Below are 25,152 nucleotides of genomic sequence, written 5' to 3'. Positions count from 1 at the left end.
TACCCCCTCCGCGGCCACGATGGACGGCATGACAACCACTGCGACTGCGGCGGCCACCACCTCGGTGGTCGGGTTCGAATCGGTGACCAAGAGCTACGGCGACGTCCGGGCCGTGGACGCGCTGACGCTCGACCTGCACCCGGGCGAGACCGTCGCTCTGCTCGGCCCGAACGGCGCGGGGAAGTCGACCACGCTGGACCTCCTGCTCGGCCTGAAGAACGCCGACAGCGGCACGGTCCGGGTGTTCGGCACCAGCCCCCGCGAGGCGATCGTCGCCGGCCGCGTGGGCGCCATGCTGCAGAGCGGCGGCCTGATGGACGAGGTCACGGTGGGCGAGCTGGTCAAGCTCGCCTGCGACCTGCACCCCCGGCCCTACCGCGTCACCGACGTCCTCGCCCGGGCCGGCATCACCCAGATCGCCGACCGCAAGGTCAACAAGCTCTCGGGCGGCCAGGAACAGCGCGTCCGCTTCGCGCTCGCCACCGCCGGTGACAGCGACCTGATCGTCCTCGACGAGCCGACCACCGGCATGGACGTCACGGCACGCCAGGCCTTCTGGGCCACCATGCGCGAACAGGCCGACCAGGGCCGCACGGTCCTGTTCGCCACGCACTACCTGGAGGAGGCCGACGCCATCGCGGACCGCGTCCTCGTGCTCCACCGGGGACGCCTGCTGGCCGACGGCACCGCCGCCGAGATCAAGGCCAGGGCGGGCGCCCGCCGGGTCGCCTTCGACCTGGAGGGCCCCATCGACGAGACCCCGCTGCGCGCCCTGCCCTTCCTCACCTCGATCGACGTGTCCGGGCAGACCGTCCGCATCCAGTCCGCCGACGCCGACGCGACCGTCCACGCGCTGTACGGACTCGGTGTCTACCCCCGCAACCTCGAAGTCGCCGGGCTCGGTCTCGAGCAGGCCTTCGTCGCCATCACCGCCGCCGAAGAGGCCAACCGCACCGCCGCCGAGGAGGCGACCTCCAAGTGAACAGTCTCATCAAGCTGGAGATCACCCGCGCCCTGCGCAACCGCAAGTTCCTGTTCTTCTCGGTCATCTATCCCTCGGCCCTGTTCCTGCTGATCGCGGGCAACGCCGACAGCACGACGAAGGTGGACGGCACCGGACTCACCCTGCCGACCTTCTTCATGGTCTCCATGGCCTCCTTCGGCGCCCTGACCGCCGTGCTCATGGGCAACAGCGAGCGCATCGCCAAGGAGCGCGAGAGCGGCTGGGTACGGCAGTTGAGGCTCACCACACTGCCCGGCCGCGGCTACGTCCTCGCCAAGACCGCGAGCGCCGCCGTGATCAGCCTGCCGTCCATCGTCATCGTGTTCGTGGTCGCCGCCGCCGTGAAGGACGTCCGCCTGGACGCCTGGCAGTGGCTCGCGCTCACCGGCGTGATCTGGGCCGGCAGCTTCGTGTTCGCCGCGCTCGGCGTGGCCATCGGATACGTGGCGAGCGGAGACGCGGTCCGCCCCATCACGATGATCGTCTACTTCGGCCTCTCGATGCTCGGCGGCCTCTGGATCCCCTCGACGACCTTCCCGGACTGGCTGCAGAACATCGCGAAGTGGCTGCCCACGCACGCGTACGCTGCCCTGGGGCAGGCCATCGAACTGGGCGACGCCCCACACGCGAAGGACATCGCCATCCTCGTCGTCTTCTTCGCCCTCTTCGCGGGCGGCGCGGCGTGGCTGTACCGGAAGGACACGCTGAAGGCGTGAGTGCCATGACGGAAGACCCGCTGCCCGACGGGGCCCGCCAGGACCGGCTGGTGCAGATGGGGGAGCCCCCGCGCACCCTCCGCGAGGCCCTGGTCAAGTCCCTGTGGATCGTCATCTGGCTGGTGTTCCTCAGCTCGCCGGTCCAGGACCTCGTCTCCGGCGAACACACCACACGCGCCACCGTGGCCGGCGGGATCGGCCTCGCGGCCTTCGTCGCGGTCTATCTGACGCTGGTCTTCCGGAACATGGGCAGGGCCACCGCGGACATCCGCACCGTGGCCCTCATGGTCCTCGCCCTCGTCGCGCTCGCCGTCGTCCTCTGCCTCACCCTCGGCCCGCCCTGGCTCGGCCTGTTCGTGTACGTCTCGGTGGCCTGCGGGACGGCGTTCCCGCTCCGGGTGTCCTACTGGACCATCCCGCTGACCGCCGTCGTGATGCTCCTCGTCGGGCTGCACGCCGGGGAGAAGGACGCCCGGGACCTGATCCTCCTCGTCGTCCTGATCGGCTTCGCGATGACGGGCGTACGCCAGCTCGTGCGCACCACGGTGGAGCTGCGCCGGGCGCGGGCCACCGTCGCCCAACTCGCCGCGAACGAGGAGCGCCTGCGGCTCGCCCGGGACCTGCACGACCTGCTCGGCCACTCGCTGTCGCTGATCACGCTGAAGAGCGAACTGGCCGGGCGGATGCTGCCCGACCACCCCGAGAAGGCGGCCCAGCAGGTCGCCGACATCGAGCAGGTCAGCCGCCAGGCCCTGGTCGACGTCCGCGAGGCCGTCACCGGCTACCGGCGGCCCCGGCTCGCCGGCGAACTCGCCGGAGCGCAGGTCGCGTTGACCGCGGCGGGCGTCGTCGCCGACCTGCCGGCCGAACCCGACCTGCACGGTGTGTCCACGGAGAGCGAGTCCGCGCTCGCCTGGACGCTGCGCGAGGCGGTCACCAACGTCGTACGGCACAGCGGCGCCCGGCGCTGCACGGTGGAACTCGTCCGCCGCCAGACCCTGGACGGTCCCGTCCTCGAACTGTCGGTGGAGGACGACGGCTCGGGCGGCTCCGGCGGCAGCACCCCCGGCAACGGCCTGACGGGGCTGACCGAACGCCTGGAGAAGGCCGCGGGATCACTGGAGGCGGGCCGCACCCGGCACGGGTTCCGGCTGGTCGCCCGCGTCCCCCTCACCGACGAACGGGCCCCTGTGGGCCCGGCGGACGACACCGTAGGATCCGGTGCATGAGCCGCATGATCAAGGTCCTGCTCGCCGAGGACCAGTCGATGGTCCGCGAGGCGCTGGCCGCCCTGCTGGGACTCGAGCCGGACATCGACGTGGTCGCCCAGGTGGCCCGCGGCGACGAGGTGCTCGCGGCCGCCCGCGCCCACGACGTGGACGTGGCGCTCCTCGACATCGAGATGCCGGGCATGACGGGCATCGAGGCGGCGGCGGAGGTCCACCGGGAACTCCCGGGCGTCAAACTGCTCATCCTCACGACCTTCGGCCGCCCCGGCTACCTCCGCAGCGCCATGGAGTCCGGCGCCGACGCCTTCCTCGTCAAGGACGCCCCGGCCGCCCAACTCGCCGCGGCCGTACGCAAGGTGCTCGCCGGCGAGCGCGTCATCGACCCCACCCTGGCCGCCGCCGCACTCGCCGGCGGCGCCAACCCGCTCACCGACCGCGAGCGCGAGATCCTCCGCGCCGCCGCGGACGGCTCCACCAACGCCGAACTCGCCACCGCCCTCCACCTCTCCCAGGGCACGGTCCGCAACTACCTCTCCACCGCCATCCAGAAACTCGCGGTCCGCAACCGCGCGGAGGCGGTCAGAACGGCCCGGGAGAAGGGCTGGCTTTGAGGAGCCGGGGATCCAAGGTGGCGCCTCCCCGTCAGTTGAGCATCGCCCGTGCCGCCAGGGCCTGTTGGCGGACTCGGGTGGCTGCGGGTTCGTCGACTGCCGCGACTACTTCGGCGTAGGCGTCGAGTTCGGCGGCGCCGGTCAGGAAGTCGCCCCGTTGGACGAGGAGTTGGGCGCGTTCGTAGCGCAGCCGGGCCGGGTGGGAGGGGAGCAGCAGGGAAAGGTCGACCGCCCAGAGGGAGACGTCGGAACGCTCCGGGCGGGCGGTGGCCCAGGCGCGGATGTTGTTCAGGATGCGCAGGATCACGTCGAGCGGCTCGGCGGGGGAGAGCATCGACGGGTCCAGCGGAGCGCCCGTCGCACCCGCGACGAGGAGTTCCGCGTCCGCCCCGGCGAGGACCCGTCCGCCGTCGAAGGGGTCCGCGAGCACCTGCTCCTCCGGCGGTCCGAAGCCCACCACGAAATGGCCGGGCAGCGCGACGCCGTAGACCGGCGCCCCGGCCCGGCGGGCGACCTCCATCCACACCACGGAGAGCAGGATGGGCAGCCCGCGCCGCCGCCGCAGGACCGAGTGCAGCAGGGACGACTCCAGCCGCTGGTAGTCGGCCGGCAGCCCACGGAATCCGCAGCGCCCGCCGAGCAGTTCGGCCAGTGCGGTCGCCCAGGACCGCGGGCCGCCCGGGCGGAAGGGCAACTGCCCGGCCAGATCGTCCAGTTCGATCTGCGCGGCGTCGATCCCCGCCTCGTCCAGCGTGCCGTCCGCGGCGGCCCCCACCAGCAGACAGAGCAGCGCGAGATCAGGGCGCTCGGCCCGCGCCTCCGCGGCGAACCGCCGCCGCACCTCGTCGGCTCGCTCCCTCTCCGGGGGCTGCGGGGAAGACATAGCGGGTTCGTGCCCCTTCACGCCGATCGATACGTCTCGGCACCGCCGGATCCGTCCGGCCCCGGGGTGGCGTCACCCACCGCGGGAACGTCCGTGGGCGTGCCCGCTGCTGCCGGGGGCGCGCCCGCGGAGGCGTCCCGCTCGACGCCGGTGGCCTCCGCGGCCTCCGTCCCCGCCGCCCACCGGTAGTGGTGGTACGCGTGGTGGGCGGAGAAGCCCAGTCCGGCGTACAGCGTGCGGGCCGCCGTGTTGTCCGTCTCCACCTGGAGCCAGGCCGCCGACGCGCCCTCGGCCAGGGCACGGTCGGCCAGGGCGGCCATCACGGCGGTGGCGAGGCCCCGGCGCCGGTGCGCCGGGTCCACCTCCACGGCCGCGAATCCGGCCCAGCGGCCGTCCACCACGCACCGGCCGATCGCGGCCGGCGGCTCACCCTCCGCCCCCGGAACCGTCGCGAACCACACCGAGGGCCCGCTGCCCAGCACCCGCAGGGCCACCTCGCCCACTCCCTTGCGCTGGTAGCGGCCGAGCCACGACGCGTCCGCCGTCCGGGAGAGGGCCACCTCGGGAGCCTCGCGGTCGGCGAGCGGCGCGAGTGCGCCGATCCACAGTTCGGCGGTCACCTCGCTCGACCAGCCGCGCGCCTCCAGCGCCGCGCACAGCAGTTCCTGCGTGCCCTCGGCGCCGGTGCTGGTCTGGATGTAGGCGGGGAGTCCGCGGTCGCCGTACCAGTCCCGGACGACCGTCAGCGCGTCGTCCAGCGGCACGCCCGGGTCGCCCAGCGGCAGCACGGAGTTGGCGCGCCGGGTGAACCCGCCGGCGGCGCGCAGCTCCCAGTCGCCGAGCCGCTCGCTCTCCACCGGACGCCAGGCCCGCGCGGCGACCCGCGCCAGCTCCTCGTACGTCGCGGCCGGGCCGCGCCGCCGCGCCGGAGCGGACGGGACGACCTTGCCCGCGACGAGCGTCGACTCCGCGATCCGGACCCGCTCGCCGGCCCGTCGTGTGATCAGCAGCACACCGTCGTCCCATGATGTGAGAACACCGACCGTATCGGTGAACTTCTCCACCGTGTCTCCATCGTCCGTCATGCGGCGCACCGAGACGCGTTTGCCCACGTCAGCAGCGGTGATACGGACCTCGAGTCGGCCGGAAGCAGAGATTTCCACGGGTCGGTCCACCCCTCCTGTTCGGATCATGCCCAAGAACGGAGATACTAGGGGCGGGCATCGACGACGCCGCGCTCCCGCGCGCCAGGCGGCGGAGCCTACGCAGGCCCGCCAGCGCCCTATCGAGGAGGAACGACAGCGTGACCTACGTCATCGCGCAGCCTTGTGTCGACGTCAAGGACAAGGCGTGCATCGAGGAGTGCCCGGTCGACTGCATCTACGAGGGCTCCCGGTCCTTGTACATCCACCCGGACGAATGCGTCGACTGCGGAGCCTGTGAGCCGGTGTGCCCGGTCGAGGCGATCTTCTACGAGGACGACACTCCGGAGGAGTGGAAGGACTACTACAAGGCGAACGTCGAGTTCTTCGACGAGCTCGGCTCGCCCGGCGGCGCCAGCAAGCTGGGCCTGATCGAGCGCGACCACGCCTTCATCGCAGCCCTTCCGCCGCAGAACCAGTAGCACCGGTGAGCGGACCGCCGGGGCACCCCCGGCGGTAGCTCGAGGAGCGCCGCCTCGGTCCCGTACGGCCTCGATCGCTCCGATCGCCGTACGGGACCGAGGCATTTGCCGTTCCGGCCCGTGCGGCGGCCCGTGTCCGTCCGGACGGGCCGTGGGCAGGGCCGTCAGCACGACACCGTACGGGTCGTACGTACGAGAAAGTGAGCCCGATCCCGTGTCCGCAGTCTCCGACCGGCTTCCCACCTTCCCCTGGGACAAGCTGGAGCCCTACAAGGCGACCGCCGCAGCTCACCCGGGCGGCATCGTCGACCTGTCCGTCGGTACCCCGGTCGACCCGGTGCCCGAGCTGATCCAGAAGGCTCTGGTCGCCGCCGCGGACTCGCCCGGCTATCCCACGGTGTGGGGCACGCCCGAGCTGCGGGACGCGCTCACGGGATGGGTGGAGCGACGGCTCGGCGCCCGGGACGTCACCCACCGCCACGTCCTGCCGATCGTCGGCTCCAAGGAACTCGTCGCCTGGCTGCCCACCCAGCTGGGCCTCGGCCCGGGGGACAAGGTCGCCTACCCGCGCCTCGCGTACCCGACGTACGAGGTCGGCGCGCGGCTCGCCCGGGCGGACTACGTGGCCTACGACGACCCGACCGAGCTGGACCCGACGGACCTGAAGCTCCTGTGGCTGAACTCCCCGTCGAACCCGACCGGCAGGGTCCTCTCCCCAGCCGAGCTGACCCGGATCGTCGCCTGGGCCCGCGAGCACGGCGTCCTCGTCTTCTCCGACGAGTGCTACATCGAACTGGGCTGGGAGGCCGAGCCGGTCTCCGTCCTGCACCCGGACGTCTGCGGCGGCTCCTACGAGGGGATCGTCTCGGTCCACTCGCTGTCCAAGCGCTCCAACCTGGCCGGCTACCGCGCGGCGTTCCTCGCGGGCGACCCCGCCGTCCTCGGCGAGCTGCTGGAGATCCGCAAGCACGGCGGCATGATGACCTCCGCGCCCACCCAGGCCGCCGTGGTCGCGGCCCTCGGGGACGACACCCACGTCCGGGAACAGCGCGAGCGCTACGCCGCCCGCCGCACGGCCCTGCGCGACGCCCTGGTGCGGCACGGCTTCCGGATCGAGCACAGCGAGGCGAGCCTCTACCTCTGGGCCACCCGCGACGAGTCCTGCTGGTCGACGGTGGCCCACCTCGCCGAGCTGGGCATCCTGGTCGCCCCGGGTGACTTCTACGGCACGGCCGGCGAGACGTTCGTCCGCGTGGCGCTGACCGCCTCGGACGAGCGGGTGGCCGCCGCGGTGGAGCGCCTCACCTCCTGAGCTGCGCCCGGCGGCGCGGTGGCGTGAGGCGGCCGGGACCAGCGAAACGGGGGCCCGGGGAAGCGAGTTCCCCGGACCCCCGTCGTCGTACGGCCGGCCGGACTAGCCGAGCGGCAGGCCCTTGAGCGGCAGCTGGTCGGTCGGCAGGCCGCCCTTGGCCACGCCGTCCGTCGGCAGGCCGCCGCCGGTCGCGGTCTTCGCGGTGTCACCCAGGAGACCGCCGGCCTGGCCGGCCGTGTCCCCGGCCACCTTCTGGGCGGCGGGCGTCACGGTCTTCGCGACCTTGCCGCCGGCCTTGCCCGCGGCGGGCACCGCCTTCTTGACCGTGTCGCCACCGGACTTGCCGGCCGTCCCGGTGACGTTCTGCGTCGCTCCGTCGACGGTGTTGCCGACGCTCGCCCCGTCCAGGGCGGTCAGTCCGCCGAGGTCGGGGGTGGCCGGCAGTGCGGCCGCCGCGTTGGCGGAGCCGGCCGCACCGACCACGGGCGCCGCTCCCGCTGCGATGAGCAGCGCGACACGGGCGATCCGGCGGGTCAGGGGGAGGGACATGGTGCTCCTTAGACGGGAGAAAACGGTGAACTGTCCGACCGGTCCGGGGTACCGGCTGCTGGTGTGCCTCCGGTGATCGTTCCGGGCTCGGACGCAGTGACTACCGCTCGAAGCCCTCGAAGGTTGCGGTGACCCGACGTAAAGAGTTGGTAATGCGTCGCATAATCAGTTGTGGATAAAAACGGGCAAACGGAGTCCGTCGGGAAAGCCTGGCGAATCCTTACGGCCCTTTGTTCTCAAGGGATTTCGCGAACCGCCGAGTGAGCGAGCGAAATGCCGTACGGAACGCCGGCCCGTCGCGGGCGGGGTAATCCGCACGAGTGAGGGCCCGTACTACTGCCCGGTGATGATCCGGACCTCGGACGCGGCCTTCCCGGTGGGGGAAGCGCCCTTCGCGTCGGTCGTGTGCCACGACCCCTCGGAGCGTCCGGCGGTCCACTCGCGCCCCGCGTACGACACCCGTTCGATGTGCAGCGCCGAGGAGTTGGCCACCGCCCAGTGCGCCAGCTCCCAGCCGCGCCGGAGCGTCCCGGTCCCGGAGGTGGCGCCCTCGCGCACCGGAACGGTCACGGTCCCGCCGCCGGACCCCGGAGAGGGTGATGCCACCGCCGCCGCGCCCGCGGAGGCGGTGGCCTCCGGTGACGGCGAGACACCCGCCGCGCCGACGGTCGCGCCCGCCTCCTGGAGGACGTCCCGCCCGAAGTCCCTGGCGAGCGCGCTGCGCACCGCGTCCGCACCGCCCGCGGGGGTCGCGTCCGGACGCCCCTGACAGGTCAGCGTGGCGGCGGCACGGCCCGTGAGGGCGGCGGCCAGCAGCGTCGCGTCCGGCTCGTGCTTGGCGTACGCCTGGGGGAAGCCGCTGCGCTGCACCCGCTGGGCGGCGACGGTGAGCGGCAGCCGCGAGTAGCCCGGAACCTTGGCCAGGTGCTCGTAGAAGATGCCCGACGCGTACGCCGGGTCCATGATCTGGCGCGGGGTGCCCCAGCCCTGTGAGGGCCGCTGCTGGAACAGACCGAGCGAGTCGCGGTCGCCGTGCCGGATGTTGCGCAGCCCCGACTCCTGGAGCGCCGTCGCGATCGCGATGGCCACCGCGCGCTCGGGCATCCCCCGGGAGGTGCCGACCGCCGAGATCGTCGCCGCGTTCACCGCCTGCTCGGGGCTGAACTCGTACGACGCGCCGTCGCCCTTGCCGGAGACGACGCTGCACCGGGGCGCACCCGTGCCGCCCGTCAGGTACTGCACGGCGAGGTAGCCCGCGAGCGCGAGCAGGACCACGAGGGCGCCTCCGAAGCGGAGGAACCTGCGGCGCGGACGCCGGACGGGGGTGGGGGACGGCTCTGACACGCGTACAAGGTACTGGAGGTCCCTGTCGGCGCCCCCTGTGACGGTGGACAACCTTCGGGACGGCCGGGACGTACGACTGTTTCCCGCCCTTCCGGCCGCTTCTGGGCCCTTCGGGGGCGCCGGGCCGGCGCGCTAGGGTCGACGCCATGGCCGACACCTCCCTTGACCTCACCCTGGACGCAGCCGAGCTCACCGCGCAGCTCGTCGACTTCCCCTCGGAGAGCGGCGACGAGAAGCCGCTCGCGGACGCCGTCGAGACCGCCCTGCGCGCCCTGCCGCATCTGACGGTCGACCGGTACGGCAACAACGTCGTGGCGCGCACCCACCTCGGCCGCGCCGAGCGCGTCGTCCTGGCCGGTCACATCGACACGGTGCCGATCGCCGACAACGTGCCCTCCCGGCTCGACGAGGACGGCGTGCTGTGGGGCTGCGGCACCTGCGACATGAAGTCGGGCGTCGCGGTCCAGCTCCGGATCGCGGCCACGGTCCCCGAGCCCAACCGCGACCTCACCTTCGTCTTCTACGACAACGAAGAGGTGGCGGCCCACCTGAACGGGCTGAAGCACGTCTCCGACGCCCACCCGGACTGGCTGGAGGGCGACTTCGCGGTCCTTCTCGAACCCTCCGACGGGCAGGTCGAGGGCGGCTGCCAGGGCACGCTGCGGGTGCTCCTGAAGACCCGCGGCGAGCGGGCCCACTCCGCCCGCAGCTGGATGGGGTCGAACGCGATCCACGCGGCCTCCCCGATCCTCGCCGCGCTCGCCGCGTACGAGCCGCGCCACCCGGTCATCGACGGCCTGGAGTACCGCGAGGGACTGAACGCGGTGGGCATCTCCGGCGGGGTCGCCGGCAACGTCATCCCCGACGAGTGCGTCGTCACCGTCAACTTCCGCTACGCGCCCGACCGCACCGAGGAGGAGGCGATCGAGCACGTCCGCGCGGTCTTCGCCGACTGCGGCGTGGACGAGTTCGTCGTCGACGACCACAGCGGAGCCGCCCTGCCCGGACTCTCGCACCCGGCCGCCGCCGCGTTCATCGAGGCCGTCGGGGGCACCCCGCAGCCCAAGTACGGCTGGACCGACGTCTCCCGCTTCAGCCGGCTCGGCGTTCCGGCGGTCAACTACGGCCCCGGCAACCCCCACTTGGCGCACAAGAGGGACGAGCGGGTGGAGACGGCCAAGATCCTCGCGGGCGAGGAGCGACTGCGCTCCTGGCTCACCGCCTGAGACGTACCCGACGGCGGTTCGTGGCGGACATGCCCACGTCCCCCCGCCGTAACCAGCGGAGATCTACGCTGGGGCGGAACGACCTTCCCCAGGACCCGGCTCCGGCCGGGGCGGGGGAGACCCGTACGCGGAGGGAGTGGACATGGCTACTGGCAACCCGGAGGGCAAGAAGCGGCCACCGGAGGAGCAGCGGCTGGGCCCGGTGCTGCGCAGGCGGGACCAGGTGCAGGCGAGCACCACGGACCAGCGGCTGCTGGACGCGGGAGGCCCGTCGGACTGGGTGCACACCGACCCCTGGCGGGTGCTGCGCATCCAGTCGGAGTTCATCGAGGGCTTCGGGACACTGGCCGAACTGCCGCCCGCGATCAGTGTGTTCGGGTCCGCGAGGACGCCCGTCGACTCGTCCGAGTACCAGGCGGGCGTCGCCCTCGGGCGCGGCCTCGTCGAGGCCGGGTTCGCCGTGATCACCGGCGGTGGCCCCGGTGCCATGGAGGCCGCGAACAAGGGCGCCTGCGAGGCGAAGGGCATCTCCGTCGGCCTCGGCATCGAGCTCCCCTTCGAACAGGGGCTCAACCAGTACGTCGACATCGGCCTGAACTTCCGGTACTTCTTCGTCCGGAAGATGATGTTCGTCAAGTACGCGCAGGGCTTCGTGGTCCTGCCGGGCGGACTCGGCACCCTCGACGAGCTGTTCGAGGCCCTCACCCTGGTCCAGACGCAGAAGGTCACCCGGTTCCCCATCGTGCTGTTCGGCACGGAGTACTGGGGCGGCCTCGTCGACTGGCTCAAGAACACGCTCATCGCCCAGGGCAAGGCCTCCGAGAAGGACCTGCTGCTGTTCCACCTGACCGACGACGTGGACGAAGCGGTGGCCCTGGTGTCGAAGGAGGCCGGCCGCTAGGGCCTGTCGTTTGGATCAGGCGGCGCCGAGGTGCGGTGCCTTGTCGGCTGGGCCGAGTGGGGCTGGGTGCGTGCAGATGCAAGGCAGAGGAGGGCGACGACGCGGTGGGGGCACCTCCCGGCCGAAGGCTGGGGGACGTCGGCAACCGACGACAACGCGGCAGATGTGCGTGCCCAGCCCCGCGACCCGCCGCATGATCCAAACGACAGGCCCTAGGTCCTGCCGTTCCGTCGAGCGTCCGGTCGCCGGCCCGGGTTCGGGAGGGGCTGTGAGTCCAGCCCCTCCGCGGCCCGGTCGGCCCGGTCGGCCCGGTCCGCTTTCCCGAACCCCGTGCCGCCCCCGTCCGCTAGGCCAGCCCCCGCCGGGCCACCGCCGGCGGCCGGTGGCCCGCGATCGACGCCACCATGTCCAGCACCTGCCGGGTCTCGGCGACCTCGTGCACGCGGTAGACCTGCGCCCCCAGCCACGCGGAGACGGCGGTCGTCGCGAGCGTGCCGACGACCCGCTCCTTGACCGGCTTGTCGAGCGTCTCGCCCACGAAGTCCTTGTTGGAGAGCGAGACGAGCACCGGCCACCCGGTCTCGACCATCTCGCCGAGCCGCCGGGTCGCCTCCAGACTGTGCCGGGTGTTCTTCCCGAAGTCGTGCCCGGGATCGATGAGGACCGACTCGCGCGGCACCCCCAGGGAGACCGCGCGCTCCGCCAGACCGAGCGTCACCCGCAGGATGTCGGCCATCACGTCGTCGTACGCCGCCCGGTGCGGGCGGGTCCGCGGCTCCGTCTCCCCGGCGTGCGTGCACACCAGGCCCACCCCGTACCGGGCGGCCACCTCCGCCAGCCGCGGGTCGACCCCGCCCCAGGCGTCGTTCAGCAGATCGGCGCCGGCCTCGCAGACCGCCTCGCCCACCTCGTGCCGCCAGGTGTCGACGCTGATGATCACGTCGGGGAAGGTGCGGCGCACCTCGGCGACGAAACCGACCGTGCGGCGCGCCTCCTCCTCGGCGGTGACCTCCTCGCCGGGGCCGGCCTTCACCCCGCCGATGTCGATGATGGCGGCGCCCTCGGACACGGCCTGCTCCACGCGCGCGAGGGCGGGCTCGTCGCGGAAGGTGGCGCCCTGGTCGTAGAACGAGTCCGGGGTCCGGTTCACGATCGCCATGATCACCGGCTCCTGCGGGTCGAATTCACGCCTGCCCAGCCTGAGCATCCCCTATGACCTCTCCCAGTGGTTACCGCCGATGAGCCGCCTGCGACCTTAACTGTCAGACTCGCATGGCACGATCGGAGCCTGACACTTCCGGCGGCAGACTGCTGTCCGGCAGCATCAGCACCTCCGGCACCAGCGGTCGCCGGGCATCCGTACTTCGCGCCGACGCGCTCCGCGCCGGCACCAGAGCGTGGGGACCTCCAGCGATGTTCATGTTCTTGTTCCTCGTCGTCGCGCTCGTCGTCGTGGTCGCCGCGGTCACCGTGTCCGTGGTGGGCGGCGGCGAGAGCACCCCGCTTCCCGACGCCGAGCCCGAGCGCCTGCACGACCCGCTGCCGTACGACCGTCCGGTGTCCCGGGGCGACGTGGACGCGGTGCGCTTCCCGGTCGCCGTGCGCGGCTACCGCATGGCGGACGTGGACGACGTCCTCGGGCGTCTCAGCGCCGAGATCGGCGAGCGGGACGCGCGGATCGCCGACCTGGAGTCCGCGCTCGCGGGGGCCCGCGCGGCGAGCGCCCCCACCTCGCTGCGCAAGCACCCCGAGGACGAGCGGTGAGCGACGCGCTGGCCGGTCCCGACGGCATGCTCCGCTGCCCCTGGGCCCTGTCGACCGAGGACTACGTGGCGTACCACGACGAGGAGTGGGGCCGCCCGGTCCACGGCGACCAGGCGCTGTACGAGCGGCTGTGCCTGGAGGCCTTCCAGTCCGGCCTGTCCTGGATCACCATCCTGCGCCGCCGCCCCGGGTTCCGTGCCGCGTTCGCGGGCTTCGAGATCGCCGAGGTCGCGGCGTTCACGGACGCCGACAAGGAGCGCCTGCTCGGCGACACCGGGATCATCCGCAACCGCGCCAAGATCGAGGCGACGGTCGCCAACGCGCGCGTGCTGGCCGACTGGGCCCCGGGCGAGCTGGACGAACTGATCTGGTCCTTCGCCCCCGACCCGGCGACGCGCCCGGCGCCGCGCGGGCTCTCCGACGTCCCCGCCGTCACCGACGAGTCGACCGCCCTGTCCAAGACGCTCAAGAAGCGTGGCATCCGCTTCGTGGGCCCCACGACCGCGTACGCCCTGATGCAGGCGTGCGGACTGGTGAACGACCACCTGGCGGACTGCGGGGCCCGCGACGCCGTCTGACGGCCCCGCGCGGCGGTGACCCGCCGCGCGGGGCGACACGCACGACGGGGAGGGGTGTGCGGGCCGTTCAGCGCCCGCACACCCCTCCCCGTCGACCGTCCCGTCGACCGGCGGCCGGTCAGCGTCCGAGGTACTTCGGCTTCTCCTTGTCGACGAACGCCTGGACCGCGATGGTGTGGTCCTCGGAGGCACCGGCGCGCGCCTGGAGTTCGTCCTCCTTCTCCAGGGTCTCGTCGAGGGAGTGGGTCAGCCCGAAGGCCAGGGACTCCTTCAGTGCCGCGTAGGCGAGCGTCGGCCCCGCGGCCAGCGCCCGAGCGACCTTCTCCGCCTCGGCGCGCAGCTCCGTGGCCGGAACGATCCTGTTCGCGATGCCCAGGTCGAAGGCCTCCTGCGCGCTGATGCTGCGCGGGAAGAGCAGCAGGTCGGCGGCGCGGCTCGGGCCGACGACCCGGGGCAGCGTCCAGGAGACCCCGGAGTCGGCGGTCAGCGCGACGCCGGCGAACGAGGTGTTGAACGCGGCGGTGTCGGCGACGACGCGGTAGTCGGCGGCGAGCGCGAACCCGAAGCCCGCACCGGCCGCGACGCCGTTGACGCCGGCGACCACCGGCTTCGCGGCACCGGTCAGGGCCCGCACGATGGGGTTGTAGTGCTCGCGCACGGTGCTCATGGTCCGGCCCTCGCCGGACTGCTTGTCGGAGGCGAGCAGCCCGATGTGCTCCTTGAGGTCCTGCCCGACGCAGAACGCCCGGTCGCCCGCGGCGGTCAGCAGGATCGCCCGCACACCCTCGTCGGCCGCCGCCTCCTGTGCCGCGTCGCGGAGGGCGACCTTGGTCCCGGTGTTCATCGCGTTCATCGCCTCGGGGCGGTTCAGCGTGATCGTCGCGAGTCCGTCGCTCACCTCGTAGAGCACGGTGTCGGCCATGGTGGGTCCCCTCCGGTGTCGCGGCTCCGTCGTACCGGCCGGTACGTCCTGTCCGATGACAGCATGGCGGAGATCACCGGCGGTGGAGCCGGGCGGTCATGTGACCTGCGTCAAAGAATTCCGGCTCCTGGAAGTCCATGCGGCGGCGCAGTATCGCAGTCACATCGCCGAATTGAGTGGTTTTGCTCAAGCGCGTTGCGCAAGCGATGCCGACTGATGTTGGTCATCGGGTCTGGAGATGCGGGATAATGGCCTGGAAGCAATGTGTTCGATGCCGGTGACGTGTGTCCTATGAGAGGACGTGCGTGCCCTCCGAGGGGGCCGTCGGCGACGATGAGCTGGTTTCAGGAAGGGGAACGAGCATGGCGGCCATGAAGCCGCGGACGGGCGATGGCCCGCTCGAGGTGACCAAGGAGGGGCGGGGCATCGTCATGCGCGTTCCGCTCGAAGGCGGCGGTCGGCTCGTCGTCGAGCTGACCCCTGACGAGGCCGACGCGCTCGGCGACGCTCTCAAGAAGGTCGTCGGCTGACGCGGAACGCGACCCTACCTTTTCGGCTTCCCCGGCACCGTACCTGGTGTCGGGGAAGCTGTCTTTTCGGGCGGAGAACACCGCCCCGAAGCCTTGGCCGGAGCGCACCACGGCCAAGTACGGCCTGGTCAGGGCTGTGCGACGGGGAGTGCGGTGGGGGACGGGCGGCCGTCTCAGGTCAGCGCTTGACCGCGCACAGCAGGCCGTCGCCCACCGGCAGCAGCGACGGCACCAGCTCCTGGCTCTCGCGCACCGCGCGCAGCAGTTCGCGCAGCCGGCTCACCTCGACCGGCTGGGGTCCGGAGTCCACGGTGCGGCCGTCCGCGAAGACGCCCTCGAAGACGACGAGCCCGCCGACGCGCAGGAGGCGCAACGATTCAGCGAGGTAGTCCAGGCACTCCAGACGGTCGCCGTCACAGAAGACGAGGTCGTATCCCGCGTCCGCGAGGCGGGGCAGGACCTCCAGCGCGCGACCCGGGATGAACCGCGCCCGGTTGCTGGCGAAACCGGCGGCACGGAAGGCCTGGCGCGCGATCTGCTGGCGCTCCGGCTCCGGATCCACGGTGGTCAGTACCCCGTCCGGCCGCATGCCGTGCAGCAGATGGATTCCGGAGACGCCGGTCCCGGTCCCGATCTCCGCGACCGCCTTCGCGTCCACGGTGGCGGCGAGCATCCGCAGCGCCGCGCCCGTGCCGGGAGACACCGAGCGCATGCCTGCCTCGCGGGCCCGGTCCCGGGCCCAGCGCAGCGCCTCGTCCTCGGCGACAAAGGCGTCGGCGAACGCCCAGCTCGTCTGCCGGTTGCCGGTAATGACCCTCTCCTGTCCCCGTGGTTGCCTGGGCGTGACTGTATCCGTTGGTGCCGGGAACCTGCTGATGGGACCGGGCGTTTAGAGGGGTGGGGAAACAGAGCGGGGGAAAGACGATGGACCAGCGCACGGAGCGAGGTGACGGGCAGGTGCTGACGCACCCATATGAGCCCGTATCAAATTCTCGTAAAACCGCTTATCCGGAGCTAACGGGCGAGGTGGCTATGGTAGGGGCTCCACTGGACACCACCAGAGCCGACAGGGGAGGTGCGGCTGCGCCTGTGGATCGAGGCGGGGTGCTCCGGCGCCTGCTCAGATCAGCGGGTGAGCCGAAATCCGTGACCGACAACGCTGACCAGCCCCACGCTGCTGCCCCTGTGCAGACCGCGACGTTCACCACCGACGCGGAGTCGCAGCCGTGGACTCCGCCCACGTGGGAGGAGATCGTCAGCACCCACAGCGGCCGCGTCTACCGCCTCGCCTACCGCCTCACGGGTAATCAGCACGACGCCGAGGACCTCACACAGGAAGTCTTCGTCCGCGTCTTCCGCTCGCTGTCCACGTACACGCCCGGCACCTTCGAGGGCTGGCTGCACCGCATCACCACGAACCTCTTCCTGGACATGGTGCGCCGAAAGCAGCGCATCCGTTTCGACGCCCTCGGCGACGACGCGGCGGAGCGCCTGCCCAGCAGAGAACCCTCCCCGCAGCAGGTCTTCAACGACGCGCACTTCGACGCCGACGTCCAGCAGGCGCTGGACACCCTCGCGCCCGAGTTCCGCGCCGCCGTCGTCCTCTGCGACATCGAAGGACTGTCGTACGAGGAGATCGCCGCGACCCTGGGCGTCAAGCTCGGTACAGTCCGCTCCCGGATCCACCGCGGCCGCTCCCAGCTGCGCAAGGCCCTGGCACACCGGTCCCCCGAGGCCCGCGCCGAGCGACGCTCGTTCGCGGCCCGCGTGCCCGTGCTGGGGGGAGGGGGCGCGACCGCGTGAGTGGAACCCGTCCCACACCTGCCGAGCAGCATCTGGGGGACCGACTTTCCGCCCTGGTGGACGGAGAGCTCGGTCATGAGTCGCGCGACCGCGTCCTCGCCCACCTCGCGACCTGCGCGAAGTGCAAGGCCGAGGCCGATGCGCAGCGACGCCTGAAGAACGTGTTCGCCGAAATGGCCCCGCCGCCCCCGTCCGAAAGTTTCCTGGCCCGCCTCCAGGGGCTGCCCGGGGGAGGCGACTCCGACAGCGGTTCGCCCTTCGGCGGAGGCGCGTTCGGAGGAAGACTCCCCGGCGGCTCCGCGAGCCCGGGCATGCCCGGCGTCTTCGGAGTGCGCGGTGAGCCCTTCGGCTACGTGCCCGCCGGACCGCACGCCGACGTGCTGCCTCCCTCCTCCGGACGCGGCTTCCGCATCCATGACGTCAGCCGTCACGAGGCCGAGCGGTCGGCCTCGCGCGGTCTGCGCTTCGCGGCCGCCGCGGCCGGCGCCGTCTCGCTGGCCGCCGTCGCGCTCGGCGGAGTGTCGACCGGCATCGCCGGGGACACCGTCGACGCGCGCGGAGGCTCCGGCCTCGGCAGCAATGTGACGCCGGCGCGGACCCAGGGCACCGGCACGCCCACGACCCCCGAGGCACAGCGCCGCCGGTCGGTCGGGCCACTGCTCGCCCAGGGCGAGCGCTCCCTCGGCAACGCCCCGGTCGCCCCGACCGAGGTGTCCGCCCCGCTGCTGCCCGGAGTCCCCGCTCCGGCGGACCGCGGCACGGACGCCGTGCACACGCTGACGACCCCGGTGGTCGCCGGTGCCGCCGCCATGTCCCCGTTGATACGCCCGCTCAGCAGCGCCCAGCCGGTCTCGCTGAACACGTGGTCCCCCGCCTCGGAGGCCACGGCACCGGGCCTGCTCGCCGCCCCCGCCGCCTCACCGTCCCCCTCGTCGACCGCGTCCCCCACCTCCCCCTCCGCTCGTAGCCTTCGCTGACCACGTCCTCTGCGCGGCGGCCCGTGAACCTGGTTGAATCCGGGGTGGGCCGCGCCCGCGGGAGGGATTCCGGGCGGGGCGTCGACCGGTCTGTGGTGACCGTCGGCGAGTTGTGCCGCGGGCCAGGTGTGGGGAGAGCATGAACGAGGGGAAGCCCACGAAGGCGAAGTGGTGGAACAGGCCCCGGCCGCACGGCACGGGCCCCGACACCCCACCGGCCCCTCCCGCGAACCCGGACCCGGGACCGGACCCCGAAAGCCCTGCCGCCGAACCGGCGGCCGAGCAGGGCGACACCGCCGAGCGTCCCGGCCTCTCCGAGACCGTTCCCGCGCAGTCGCGCCCGGCCGTGCAGAGGGCCGAGGCCGGCGAGGGCGCCACCCACGGAGACGCGCACCCGCCGGCACCGCGTGAGACCGACAGCGGTGACTACGAACTGGCCCGGCCTGCCCCCGACAGTGGCCCGACGCCGGACTCCACCGCCCACGACAGTGGCCCGGCGCCGGACTCCACCGCCACGGACCCGGCGCCGGACCCCGCCCCCATCGACAGGGACTCGGTGCCGGACTCCGCCCCCGCGCACCCGGGCCCGGCGCGGGAGCCCGTCCCCGCGGACACCGGATCCGCCCCTCGCTCCGATCTCGGTGGCGCTCTCGACCCTGACGCCCGTTCCGACCGGCCGTCCCGAGGCGTCGAGGCCGTCGACGGCGCCCCCGAGGAACCCTCCGGTGCGGCACCCGGCGCTCCGCACGGCCCCCGCCCTGACGGGTCGGCCCCCACCGTCGACGGCACGGGCCTCCGGGAGGACGGCGACTACGAGTTGGCGCGGCCCGCTGTGGCGCGTCCGGAGCCCCTGCACGGGTCCGACCCCTACAGCACCCCTCCGTACGGCCACCCCGGCCCCTGGGCCCCCGCCCCGCCCGTCCAGCACCCCACCGCACCCCACGCCCAGGGCCCCGACCTCTCCGCGGCGATCCCGGCGCAGGCCCGGACCTCGCCTCTCGACCCCGTGCCCCAGGACGTCACGTCCCCGGCATCCGAGGGGCCGAGCGACCCGCAGCCTCCCGAGGAGGCGGTCCCGGATCCCTGGCGGAACTACGACCCCTGGGCCGCTCCGGCGCCGCTCCAGCAGAGCGGGGGCGCCGTGCCCACCGTGACGCAGCGCCGCAGGCGGACGCGGAGGACCATCGTCCTCGGGGCCGTCGTGCTCGCGCTCGTGTCCGGCGGGGTCGGCGGCGTCGTGGGCGCGTATCTGCAGCGCAACGAAGGGGTGACGAAGGTCGAGCTGCCGCAGGCCGCCGAGGAGGCCCCCGGGCGGCCCTCGGACAGCGTGGCCGGCATCGCGGCCCACGCGCTCCCCAGCGTCGTCACCCTGCATGTGAAGGGGAGCGAGGAGGAGGGCACCGGCACCGGGTTCGTCCTCGACGGCCGCGGACACATCCTCACCAACAACCACGTGATCGAACCCGCCGGCGACAGCGGCGAGATATCCGTGACGTTCAGCGGCGGCGAGACCGCGAAGGCGAAGCTCGTCGGGCACGACAGCGGCTACGACCTCGCCGTCGTGAAGGTCACCGGCGTCTCCGGACTCACTCCCATGCCGCTCGGGAACTCCGACAGCGTCCAGGTCGGCGACCCGGTCGTCGCCATCGGCGCGCCCTTCGACCTGGCCAACACCGTCACCTCCGGGATCATCAGCGCCAAGGAGCGGCCCATCACGGCCGGCGGCGAGAAGGGCGACGGCACCGACGTCTCGTACGTGGACGCCCTGCAGACCGACGCCCCGATCAACCCCGGCAACTCCGGCGGCCCGCTCCTCGACTCGCGGGCCCGGGTCATCGGCATCAACAGCGCCATCCGCTCCGCCGACAACGGCTCCGACCTGGAGAGCGGTCAGGCCGGCTCCATCGGCCTCGGCTTCGCCATCCCCGTGAACCAGGCCAAGCGGGTCGCCGAGGAACTCATCAACACCGGCCGGGCCACCCACCCGGTGATCGGCGTCACGCTCGACATGAACTACACGGGCGACGGCGCGCGGGTCGGCGCGAAGGCCGCCGACGGCGGTCCGGCGGTCAGCCCGCGCGGACCCGGCGCCGAGGCGGGCGTCAAGGCGGGCGACGTGATCACCGAGGTCGACGGCACGCGCGTGCACTCCGGCGAGGAACTCATCGTCAGGACCCGCGCCCACCGGCCCGGGGACCACCTCAGGCTCACCCTCCGCCGGGGCGGAGCGGAGCGCACGGTGACCCTCGTCCTCGGGTCCGCCGACGGCGACTGAGGGCCCGCGAGCACCGGCGCGGGAATGACACGAACCTCACAGCGGAGGACGACAGCGCAGCTCCGGACGGCAAACATCACGGAAAACCGGAGGTGCACAGCAAGTCGGAAGCCCCTGGACAGTTCCGGACGGACGGGATCGCCGGGTACCGTTGGTCACGGCCCGGACCACGGAACACTCCCGAGGGCCGAGGACCGGACATCGCAAGGAGCTACCAGGTGTTCAATGACATAGGACCACTCGAGCTGGTGACGCTCGTCGTCCTCGCCGTCCTCGTGTTCGGTCCGGACAAGCTCCCGAAGATGATTCAGGACGTCACGCGCACCATCCGCAAGATCCGTGAGTTCTCGGAGAGCGCCAAGGCGGACATCCGTGACGAGCTCGGCCCCGAGTTCAAGGACTTCGAGTTCGAGGACCTGAACCCCAAGACGTTCCTGCGCAAGCAGCTGGACAACGACGAGCTGGGGCTCAAGGAGATCCGTAACGGCTTCGACCTGAAGAAGGAGATGGCCGAGGTCACGGACGCGGTGCACAGCCGCGAGTCCGACTCCTCCGCCTCCGTGAACGGCTCGGCCGGCGGCTCCGTCGACATGACGAAGAAGCCCGAGAAGGCCGACCCGGACGAGCGCCCGCCCTACGACGCCGACGCCACCTGATCCACGGCGTCAGCCGCCCACCACCGAGTCGGGACGCCGAGCCGGCACCGCGTGCCGGGACACGGGCCGCCACACCGGCTCCGGCCCGGTGCGGCGGGGCCGGAAAGATGCCCCGCCCGGCCCGTTTCCGCCGTGTACACGCCCCGCGCGCCGGGCGCTTTCGCCGCCCCTCGCAGCGGTGTGGCTATGCTGCCCAGTTGTTGTGCGGACCGAAGGACGCCCGAGGGGGGCGGGCCACCCGGTCCGCCGAGAGCGAGGAGGCGTCCGGCAGATGGAGACGACAAGTCGGGTAGGCGCGCAGGCGCCGGCCGCGGACGGCGGACAGCAGGTCCCCACCGCCCGGCGTACGGTCGACGGCTACCTGCTGGCGCCCTTCCCCTGGTACGGCCTCGACGAGGCCTTCACGGGGCCGCGTTGGCTGATGCAGGTGGGTATGTCGGCGGAGGGCGTGGTCGAGCACGGTTCGATCGGCCACGGCGACGAGCCGGTGGTGCGCCCCGAACCGGCCGACGACAAGGAGCGGTTCGCGGTGGTGGTCACCGTCGCCGCCAACCCCGACCGGCGCAGCGCCGACGGCACGGGCCTGCTGGAGGCCACCTCGGTCTCCTCGGCCGCCTGGCTGGCCGGTGTGGGGCTCCTGTCCTTCACCTGGCCGGGCCAGATGGACCACACGCTGCGCGACGACTGGCTGGACCAGCAGACCGAGACCGCCTGGGTGCTGGCCGACGACCTGGACGGCGCGGACTGGTCCACGCTGTCGCTCCCCGTGGACGGGATCCCCACGACCTTCCACTACCGCGAGTCCGAGTTCGGCTGGGTGCTCGCCGGCTCCACCCAGGAGGGCGTCCACGTGGGCGCCTACGGGCGGGGCATGAGCGCGTACGGTCTGGGCTTCGCGATGATCAAGGACATCGGGGCGTACGCCTAGGACGTACCGGCCGCGGCCGGTACGAAGGAGGGGCGCCGTCCGCATGGACGGCGCCCCTCCTTCGTACGCGTACCGGGATCCCCGCACGGGCCCCTAGAACTTGTTGCGCGGGGTGATCCCCAGCGACATGCCCGACAGGCCGCGCTGGCGGCCCCCGAGCTTGCCCGCGATGGCGCGCAGGGCCGAGCCCGCAGGGGAGTCGGGGTCCGTCAGCACCACCGGCTTGCCCTCGTCGCCGCCCTCGCGCAGGCGGACGTCGATCGGGATGGAGCCGAGGACCGGGACCGCCGCGCCGGTGGTGCGGGTCAGGCCGTCGGCGACCGACTGGCCGCCGCCCGTGCCGAACACGTCGACCATCTCGCCGCAGTGCGGACAGGGCAGCCCGGACATGTTCTCGACGACACCGACGATCTTCTGGTGGGTCTGCACGGCGATCGAGCCCGCGCGCTCGGCGACCTCGGCCGCCGCCTGCTGCGGAGTCGTCACGACGAGGATCTCCGCGTTCGGGACGAGCTGCGCCACGGAGATCGCGATGTCGCCGGTGCCCGGCGGGAGGTCGAGGAGCAGGACGTCGAGGTCGCCCCAGTACACGTCCGCCAGGAACTGCTGGAGGGCGCGGTGCAGCATCGGGCCGCGCCACACCACCGGCGCGTTGCCCGGGGTGAACATGCCGATGGAGATGACCTTCACGCCGTGCGCGGACGGCGGCATGATCATGTTCTCGACCTGGGTCGGACGGCCGTCCGCGCCGAGCATGCGCGGTACCGAGTGGCCGTAGATGTCGGCGTCCACGACACCGACCTTGAGGCCGTCGGCCGCCATCGCGGCCGCCAGGTTCACGGTGACCGAGGACTTGCCGACGCCTCCCTTGCCGGACGCGACCGCGTAGACGCGGGTCAGCGAGCCGGGCTGGGCGAACGGCACCTCGCGCTCGGCGGTGCCGCCCTTCAGCGCGGTCGCCAGTTCGCGGCGCTGTTCGTCGCTCATCACGTCGAGTTCGACCTCGACGGCGGTGACTCCCTCGACGCCGGCGACCGCGTCGGTCACCCGCTGGGTGATCGTGTCCCGCATCGGGCAGCCGGAGACCGTCAGGTACACGGCGACCGCGACCGTGCCATCCGCGCCGATCTCCACCGATTTGACCATCCCCAGCTCGGTGATGGGTCGGTTGATCTCGGGGTCGTTCACCGTCGCCAGTGCTTCACGCACCGCGTCTTCCGTAGCCATAGGGACGATGGTACGGCGCTCCCCATGGGCCCGGGAAAGCCCCGTCACCGGTCGTCTACGTCACGTGCCCGCGACCGTTCCGCCGGGAATACGACGCGCTCGTCCCCGGACCCCTCCGCGTACCGCTCCTCCAGCTCCCTGACCAGGTCCTGGAGCTCGGAGCGGATCCAGTCGCGGGTGGCGACCTCGCCGAGGCCCATCCGCAGTGCCGCGATCTCGCGGGTGAGGTACTCGGTGTCCGCGATGGACCGTTCGTTCTGCTTGCGGTCCTGTTCGAGGTTGACCCGGTCGCGGTCGTCCTGCCGGTTCTGCGCCAGCAGGATCAGCGGGGCGGCGTAGGAGGCCTGGAGCGACAGCATCAGGGTCAGGAAGATGAACGGATAGCCGTCGAAGCGGAGGGCGCCCGGGGCGAAGATGTTCCACAGGACCCAGACGATGATGACGATCGTCATCCAGACGATGAACCGTCCGGTGCCGAGGAAGCGGGCGATGCGCTCCGACAGCCGCCCGAAGGCCTCCGGGTCCCACTCGGGCAGGAACCGGCGCCGCGGTGGCAGCGGCTGGTCGAGCCGGCCACGCCGGGGGGCCGCGGTGGCCCCGGTGGCGGCCCGCTCCCGGCTCTCGCGGTCAGCGCCCACGACGTCCCCCTCCACAGGAACCGCCGCCCGGTCCCGCTCCGGGGTCCGCGTCCGCCCGGCCGTCCCCGGCACGGGCGGACTCCGCCCCCGCGTCGTCGCGTACGGCGTGCTGCACGTCCTCGGGGACGCCCTCGTCGAGGTGGAACTCCGTCTCCCGCCAGTCGTCGGGCAGCATGTGGTCCAGCACGTCGTCCACGGTCACCGCGCCGAGCAGCGAGCCGCTCTCGTCGACGACGGGCGCCGCGACCATGTCGTACGTGGCGAAGAACCCGGCGACCACGGGCAGTTCGTCCTCCGGGGCGAGCGGCCGGAGGTTGTCGTCCACCAGCGAACCGACCAGTGTGAACGGCGGATCGCGCAGCAGCCGCTGGAAGTGCACGGCGCCGAGGTACTTGCCCGTCGGCGTCTCGTCCGGCGGGCGGCACACGTAGACCTGGGCGGCGAGGGCGGGGGAGAGGTCGGGGTTGCGGACCCGGGCCAGTGCGTCGGCGACGGTCGCGTCGGGACGCAGCACGATCGGTTCGGTGGTCATCAGACCGCCCGCCGTCCGCTCCTCGTACGCCATCAGCCGGCGCACGTCGGCCGCGTCGCCGGGCCGCATCAGGGTCAGCAGCCGCTCCACGTCCTCGGTGGGCAGCTCGGCGAGGAGGTCGGCGGCGTCGTCGGGGTCCATCGCCTCCAGCACGTCGGCCGCGCGCTCCTCCTTGAGCTTGCCGAGGATCTCGATCTGGTCGTCCTCGGGCAGCTCTTCGAGCACGTCGGCGAGCCGGTCGTCGTCGAGGGCCGCGGCCACCTCCCCGCGCCGCTTCGGCGACAGATGGTGCAGGACGTTCGCCAGGTCGGCCGGGCGCAGCTGCTCGAAGGTGGCGAGCAGGCTCTCCGCGCCCTGCCCGTCCTCCTCCAGGGCGACGCCGGTGACGGCGGACCAGTCGACGGTCAGCGTCTCGCCCTTGCTGCGCCGGAAGGTGCCGCTGCGGCCCTTGCGCACGAAGACCCGGTCGATCTCCCAGTCGCGGCGGGCCGGGAGCTGCTGGATGGACACGTCGAGGACCGTGACCTCCTCGCCCGTCTCGGCGAGGGTCACGAGCCGGTCGAGGAGTTCGCCGAAGATGAGCCGTTCGGTGGGCCGTTGCTCGAAGCGGCGGACGTTCAGGACGCCGGTCGAGATGACCTGGCCGGACTCGATGCCCGTCACCCGGGTCATGGGCAGGAAGATGCGGCGGCGGGTGGACAGTTCGACGACCAGGCCGAGCAGCCGGGGCGGCCGCCGGCCCACCCGCAGCATGGCGACGAGGTCCCGCACACGGCCCACCTGGTCGCCGTTGGGGTCGAAGACGGCGACACCGGCCAGGTGCGAGACGAAGATCCGGGGGGCACCTGCGGCCATGCCCGCGCCTCCTTCGCTTCGAAGCGTTCTGTGCCGGTCTGTCCGCTCGGGTGGGCTTCAGGCTAGCCC

The 25,152-nt window shown here is 72.5% G+C and carries 26 protein-coding genes; 16 read left to right on the top strand and 10 right to left on the bottom strand.

Annotated features, from left to right (window positions below; translation table 11 throughout):
• Positions 1-28: 28 nt before the first annotated feature.
• Genes OG406_RS15155 through OG406_RS15140 form a run of 4 tightly spaced genes read left to right on the top strand, consistent with a single transcriptional unit; the run spans position 29 to position 3,559 of the window.
• On the top strand, positions 29-982 hold the full coding sequence (locus OG406_RS15155; protein ID WP_203660030.1) for an ABC transporter ATP-binding protein: 954 nt from the start codon (positions 29-31) through the stop codon (positions 980-982).
• Positions 979-1,719, top strand: a complete 741-nt coding sequence (locus OG406_RS15150) for an ABC transporter permease (protein ID WP_081219246.1) — start codon at positions 979-981, stop codon at positions 1,717-1,719. The genes OG406_RS15155 and OG406_RS15150 overlap by 4 nt, the downstream gene beginning before the upstream one ends.
• A 5-nt stretch (positions 1,720-1,724) precedes the next feature.
• The gene (locus tag OG406_RS15145; protein ID WP_329190808.1) at positions 1,725-2,948 is read left to right on the top strand and encodes a sensor histidine kinase; all 1,224 of its coding nucleotides are present in this window, start codon (positions 1,725-1,727) and stop codon (positions 2,946-2,948) included.
• On the top strand, positions 2,945-3,559 hold the full coding sequence (locus OG406_RS15140; protein WP_164371890.1) for a response regulator transcription factor: 615 nt from the start codon (positions 2,945-2,947) through the stop codon (positions 3,557-3,559). Before OG406_RS15145 ends, OG406_RS15140 begins: the two co-directional genes overlap by 4 nt.
• A gap of 31 nt (positions 3,560-3,590) precedes the next feature.
• On the opposite strand, the gene OG406_RS15135 is transcribed toward OG406_RS15140, so the two are convergent.
• Complete coding sequence (locus OG406_RS15135; RefSeq protein ID WP_329186188.1) at positions 3,591-4,442, bottom strand: transglutaminase-like domain-containing protein; 852 nt, start codon at positions 4,440-4,442, stop codon at positions 3,591-3,593.
• A 17-nt stretch (positions 4,443-4,459) separates the two neighbouring features.
• A complete protein-coding gene (locus tag OG406_RS15130) occupies positions 4,460-5,605 on the bottom strand; it encodes a GNAT family N-acetyltransferase (RefSeq protein ID WP_267048459.1) in 1,146 nt (381 codons plus the stop codon).
• Between the two features lie 140 nt (positions 5,606-5,745).
• Between OG406_RS15130 and fdxA the strand changes: the two genes are divergently transcribed.
• Positions 5,746-6,066, top strand: coding sequence for a ferredoxin (gene fdxA, locus OG406_RS15125; protein WP_030573070.1), 321 nt, complete (start codon positions 5,746-5,748; stop codon positions 6,064-6,066).
• A 214-nt stretch (positions 6,067-6,280) separates the two neighbouring features.
• Positions 6,281-7,378 (top strand): bifunctional succinyldiaminopimelate transaminase/glutamate-prephenate aminotransferase, encoded by a 1,098-nt coding sequence (locus OG406_RS15120; protein WP_267048460.1) that lies wholly within the window; start codon positions 6,281-6,283, stop codon positions 7,376-7,378.
• Between the two features lie 102 nt (positions 7,379-7,480).
• Here the strand turns inward: OG406_RS15120 and OG406_RS15115 are convergent, their stop codons facing one another.
• Both OG406_RS15115 and OG406_RS15110 read right to left on the bottom strand, forming a co-directional pair.
• On the bottom strand, positions 7,481-7,927 hold the full coding sequence (locus OG406_RS15115) for an ATP-binding protein (RefSeq protein WP_164371893.1): 447 nt from the start codon (positions 7,925-7,927) through the stop codon (positions 7,481-7,483).
• A gap of 333 nt (positions 7,928-8,260) precedes the next feature.
• Positions 8,261-9,271, bottom strand: coding sequence for a heavy metal transporter (locus tag OG406_RS15110; RefSeq protein ID WP_329186185.1), 1,011 nt, complete (start codon positions 9,269-9,271; stop codon positions 8,261-8,263).
• Between the two features lie 146 nt (positions 9,272-9,417).
• Here OG406_RS15110 and dapE point away from each other — a divergent pair, with 146 nt between their 5' ends.
• Both dapE and OG406_RS15100 read left to right on the top strand, forming a co-directional pair.
• Positions 9,418-10,497, top strand: a complete 1,080-nt coding sequence (gene dapE, locus OG406_RS15105) for a succinyl-diaminopimelate desuccinylase (RefSeq protein WP_164371895.1) — start codon at positions 9,418-9,420, stop codon at positions 10,495-10,497.
• A 142-nt stretch (positions 10,498-10,639) separates the two neighbouring features.
• Complete coding sequence (locus tag OG406_RS15100; protein WP_266847060.1) at positions 10,640-11,398, top strand: TIGR00730 family Rossman fold protein; 759 nt, start codon at positions 10,640-10,642, stop codon at positions 11,396-11,398.
• A gap of 346 nt (positions 11,399-11,744) precedes the next feature.
• On the opposite strand, the gene folP is transcribed toward OG406_RS15100, so the two are convergent.
• Positions 11,745-12,605 carry a dihydropteroate synthase gene (gene folP / locus OG406_RS15095; RefSeq protein WP_164371897.1) on the bottom strand — a complete coding sequence of 287 codons (861 nt, stop codon included), beginning with the start codon at positions 12,603-12,605 and terminating at the stop codon, positions 11,745-11,747.
• A 206-nt stretch (positions 12,606-12,811) separates the two neighbouring features.
• On the opposite strand from folP, the gene OG406_RS15090 reads away from it, so the two are divergent.
• Together OG406_RS15090 and OG406_RS15085 are read left to right on the top strand one after the other, a co-directional pair.
• A complete protein-coding gene (locus OG406_RS15090) occupies positions 12,812-13,162 on the top strand; it encodes a DivIVA domain-containing protein (RefSeq protein ID WP_164371898.1) in 351 nt (116 codons plus the stop codon).
• Positions 13,163-13,188: 26 nt separating this feature from the next.
• Entirely contained in the window at positions 13,189-13,740 is a 552-nt protein-coding gene (locus tag OG406_RS15085; RefSeq protein ID WP_266620221.1) for a DNA-3-methyladenine glycosylase I, read from the top strand.
• Positions 13,741-13,858: 118 nt separating this feature from the next.
• On the opposite strand, the gene OG406_RS15080 is transcribed toward OG406_RS15085, so the two are convergent.
• Entirely contained in the window at positions 13,859-14,662 is an 804-nt protein-coding gene (locus OG406_RS15080; protein ID WP_266847056.1) for an enoyl-CoA hydratase/isomerase family protein, read from the bottom strand.
• Between the two features lie 362 nt (positions 14,663-15,024).
• On the opposite strand from OG406_RS15080, the gene OG406_RS15075 reads away from it, so the two are divergent.
• A complete protein-coding gene (locus tag OG406_RS15075) occupies positions 15,025-15,192 on the top strand; it encodes a DUF3117 domain-containing protein (protein WP_003966491.1) in 168 nt (55 codons plus the stop codon).
• Between the two features lie 178 nt (positions 15,193-15,370).
• Here the strand turns inward: OG406_RS15075 and OG406_RS15070 are convergent, their stop codons facing one another.
• Positions 15,371-15,904, bottom strand: coding sequence for an O-methyltransferase (locus OG406_RS15070; RefSeq protein ID WP_203660035.1), 534 nt, complete (start codon positions 15,902-15,904; stop codon positions 15,371-15,373).
• A gap of 392 nt (positions 15,905-16,296) precedes the next feature.
• Between OG406_RS15070 and sigE the strand changes: the two genes are divergently transcribed.
• The 5 genes from sigE to OG406_RS15045 all read left to right on the top strand — a co-directional run bounded on the left by sigE (position 16,297) and on the right by OG406_RS15045 (position 21,831).
• On the top strand, positions 16,297-16,995 hold the full coding sequence (sigE, locus tag OG406_RS15065) for an RNA polymerase sigma factor SigE (protein WP_081219262.1): 699 nt from the start codon (positions 16,297-16,299) through the stop codon (positions 16,993-16,995).
• On the top strand, positions 16,992-17,972 hold the full coding sequence (locus OG406_RS15060) for an anti-sigma factor family protein (protein WP_164371901.1): 981 nt from the start codon (positions 16,992-16,994) through the stop codon (positions 17,970-17,972). The genes sigE and OG406_RS15060 overlap by 4 nt, the downstream gene beginning before the upstream one ends.
• 139 nt (positions 17,973-18,111) lie before the next feature.
• Positions 18,112-20,247, top strand: coding sequence for a trypsin-like peptidase domain-containing protein (locus tag OG406_RS15055; protein ID WP_329186183.1), 2,136 nt, complete (start codon positions 18,112-18,114; stop codon positions 20,245-20,247).
• A gap of 218 nt (positions 20,248-20,465) precedes the next feature.
• Positions 20,466-20,903, top strand: a complete 438-nt coding sequence (locus OG406_RS15050; protein ID WP_164371903.1) for a sec-independent translocase — start codon at positions 20,466-20,468, stop codon at positions 20,901-20,903.
• A 271-nt stretch (positions 20,904-21,174) separates the two neighbouring features.
• Positions 21,175-21,831: a hypothetical protein gene (locus tag OG406_RS15045; protein ID WP_329186181.1), complete on the top strand. Its 657-nt coding sequence runs from the start codon at positions 21,175-21,177 to the stop codon at positions 21,829-21,831.
• A gap of 93 nt (positions 21,832-21,924) precedes the next feature.
• Here the strand turns inward: OG406_RS15045 and OG406_RS15040 are convergent, their stop codons facing one another.
• The 3 genes from OG406_RS15040 to OG406_RS15030 are packed head-to-tail and all read right to left on the bottom strand — an operon-like array spanning position 21,925 to position 25,083.
• Positions 21,925-23,058 carry an Mrp/NBP35 family ATP-binding protein gene (locus OG406_RS15040; protein ID WP_164371904.1) on the bottom strand — a complete coding sequence of 378 codons (1,134 nt, stop codon included), beginning with the start codon at positions 23,056-23,058 and terminating at the stop codon, positions 21,925-21,927.
• Between the two features lie 44 nt (positions 23,059-23,102).
• A complete protein-coding gene (locus OG406_RS15035; protein WP_081221794.1) occupies positions 23,103-23,696 on the bottom strand; it encodes a DUF1003 domain-containing protein in 594 nt (197 codons plus the stop codon).
• Positions 23,686-25,083 (bottom strand): magnesium transporter MgtE N-terminal domain-containing protein, encoded by a 1,398-nt coding sequence (locus OG406_RS15030; RefSeq protein ID WP_329186178.1) that lies wholly within the window; start codon positions 25,081-25,083, stop codon positions 23,686-23,688. The genes OG406_RS15035 and OG406_RS15030 overlap by 11 nt, the downstream gene beginning before the upstream one ends.
• Positions 25,084-25,152: the final 69 nt, after the last annotated feature.

It is taken from the genome of Streptomyces sp. NBC_01428, from assembly GCF_036231965.1.
GTDB lineage: Bacteria > Actinomycetota > Actinomycetes > Streptomycetales > Streptomycetaceae > Streptomyces.
Note: the sequence above shows the minus strand (reverse complement) of the source record. Positions and strands in the feature narration are given on the sequence as shown.

What these genes read in the sequence shown, in the direction of transcription:
- OG406_RS15155 (WP_203660030.1), top strand. Translation starts at nt 29, where the DNA reads ATGACAACCACTGCGACTGCGGCGGCCACCACCTCGGTGGTCGGGTTC.
- OG406_RS15145 (WP_329190808.1), top strand. Translation starts at nt 1,725, where the DNA reads ATGACGGAAGACCCGCTGCCCGACGGGGCCCGCCAGGACCGGCTGGTG.
- OG406_RS15140 (WP_164371890.1), top strand. Translation starts at nt 2,945, where the DNA reads ATGAGCCGCATGATCAAGGTCCTGCTCGCCGAGGACCAGTCGATGGTC.
- OG406_RS15135 (WP_329186188.1), bottom strand. Translation starts at nt 4,442, where the DNA reads ATGTCTTCCCCGCAGCCCCCGGAGAGGGAGCGAGCCGACGAGGTGCGG.
- OG406_RS15115 (WP_164371893.1), bottom strand. Translation starts at nt 7,927, where the DNA reads ATGTCCCTCCCCCTGACCCGCCGGATCGCCCGTGTCGCGCTGCTCATC.
- dapE (WP_164371895.1), top strand. Translation starts at nt 9,418, where the DNA reads ATGGCCGACACCTCCCTTGACCTCACCCTGGACGCAGCCGAGCTCACC.
- OG406_RS15100 (WP_266847060.1), top strand. Translation starts at nt 10,640, where the DNA reads ATGGCTACTGGCAACCCGGAGGGCAAGAAGCGGCCACCGGAGGAGCAG.
- folP (WP_164371897.1), bottom strand. Translation starts at nt 12,605, where the DNA reads ATGCTCAGGCTGGGCAGGCGTGAATTCGACCCGCAGGAGCCGGTGATC.
- OG406_RS15090 (WP_164371898.1), top strand. Translation starts at nt 12,812, where the DNA reads ATGTTCATGTTCTTGTTCCTCGTCGTCGCGCTCGTCGTCGTGGTCGCC.
- OG406_RS15085 (WP_266620221.1), top strand. Translation starts at nt 13,189, where the DNA reads ATGCTCCGCTGCCCCTGGGCCCTGTCGACCGAGGACTACGTGGCGTAC.
- OG406_RS15080 (WP_266847056.1), bottom strand. Translation starts at nt 14,662, where the DNA reads ATGGCCGACACCGTGCTCTACGAGGTGAGCGACGGACTCGCGACGATC.
- OG406_RS15075 (WP_003966491.1), top strand. Translation starts at nt 15,025, where the DNA reads ATGGCGGCCATGAAGCCGCGGACGGGCGATGGCCCGCTCGAGGTGACC.
- OG406_RS15070 (WP_203660035.1), bottom strand. Translation starts at nt 15,904, where the DNA reads ATGCGCTCGGTGTCTCCCGGCACGGGCGCGGCGCTGCGGATGCTCGCC.
- OG406_RS15055 (WP_329186183.1), top strand. Translation starts at nt 18,112, where the DNA reads ATGAACGAGGGGAAGCCCACGAAGGCGAAGTGGTGGAACAGGCCCCGG.
- OG406_RS15045 (WP_329186181.1), top strand. Translation starts at nt 21,175, where the DNA reads ATGGAGACGACAAGTCGGGTAGGCGCGCAGGCGCCGGCCGCGGACGGC.
- OG406_RS15040 (WP_164371904.1), bottom strand. Translation starts at nt 23,058, where the DNA reads ATGGCTACGGAAGACGCGGTGCGTGAAGCACTGGCGACGGTGAACGAC.
- OG406_RS15030 (WP_329186178.1), bottom strand. Translation starts at nt 25,083, where the DNA reads ATGGCCGCAGGTGCCCCCCGGATCTTCGTCTCGCACCTGGCCGGTGTC.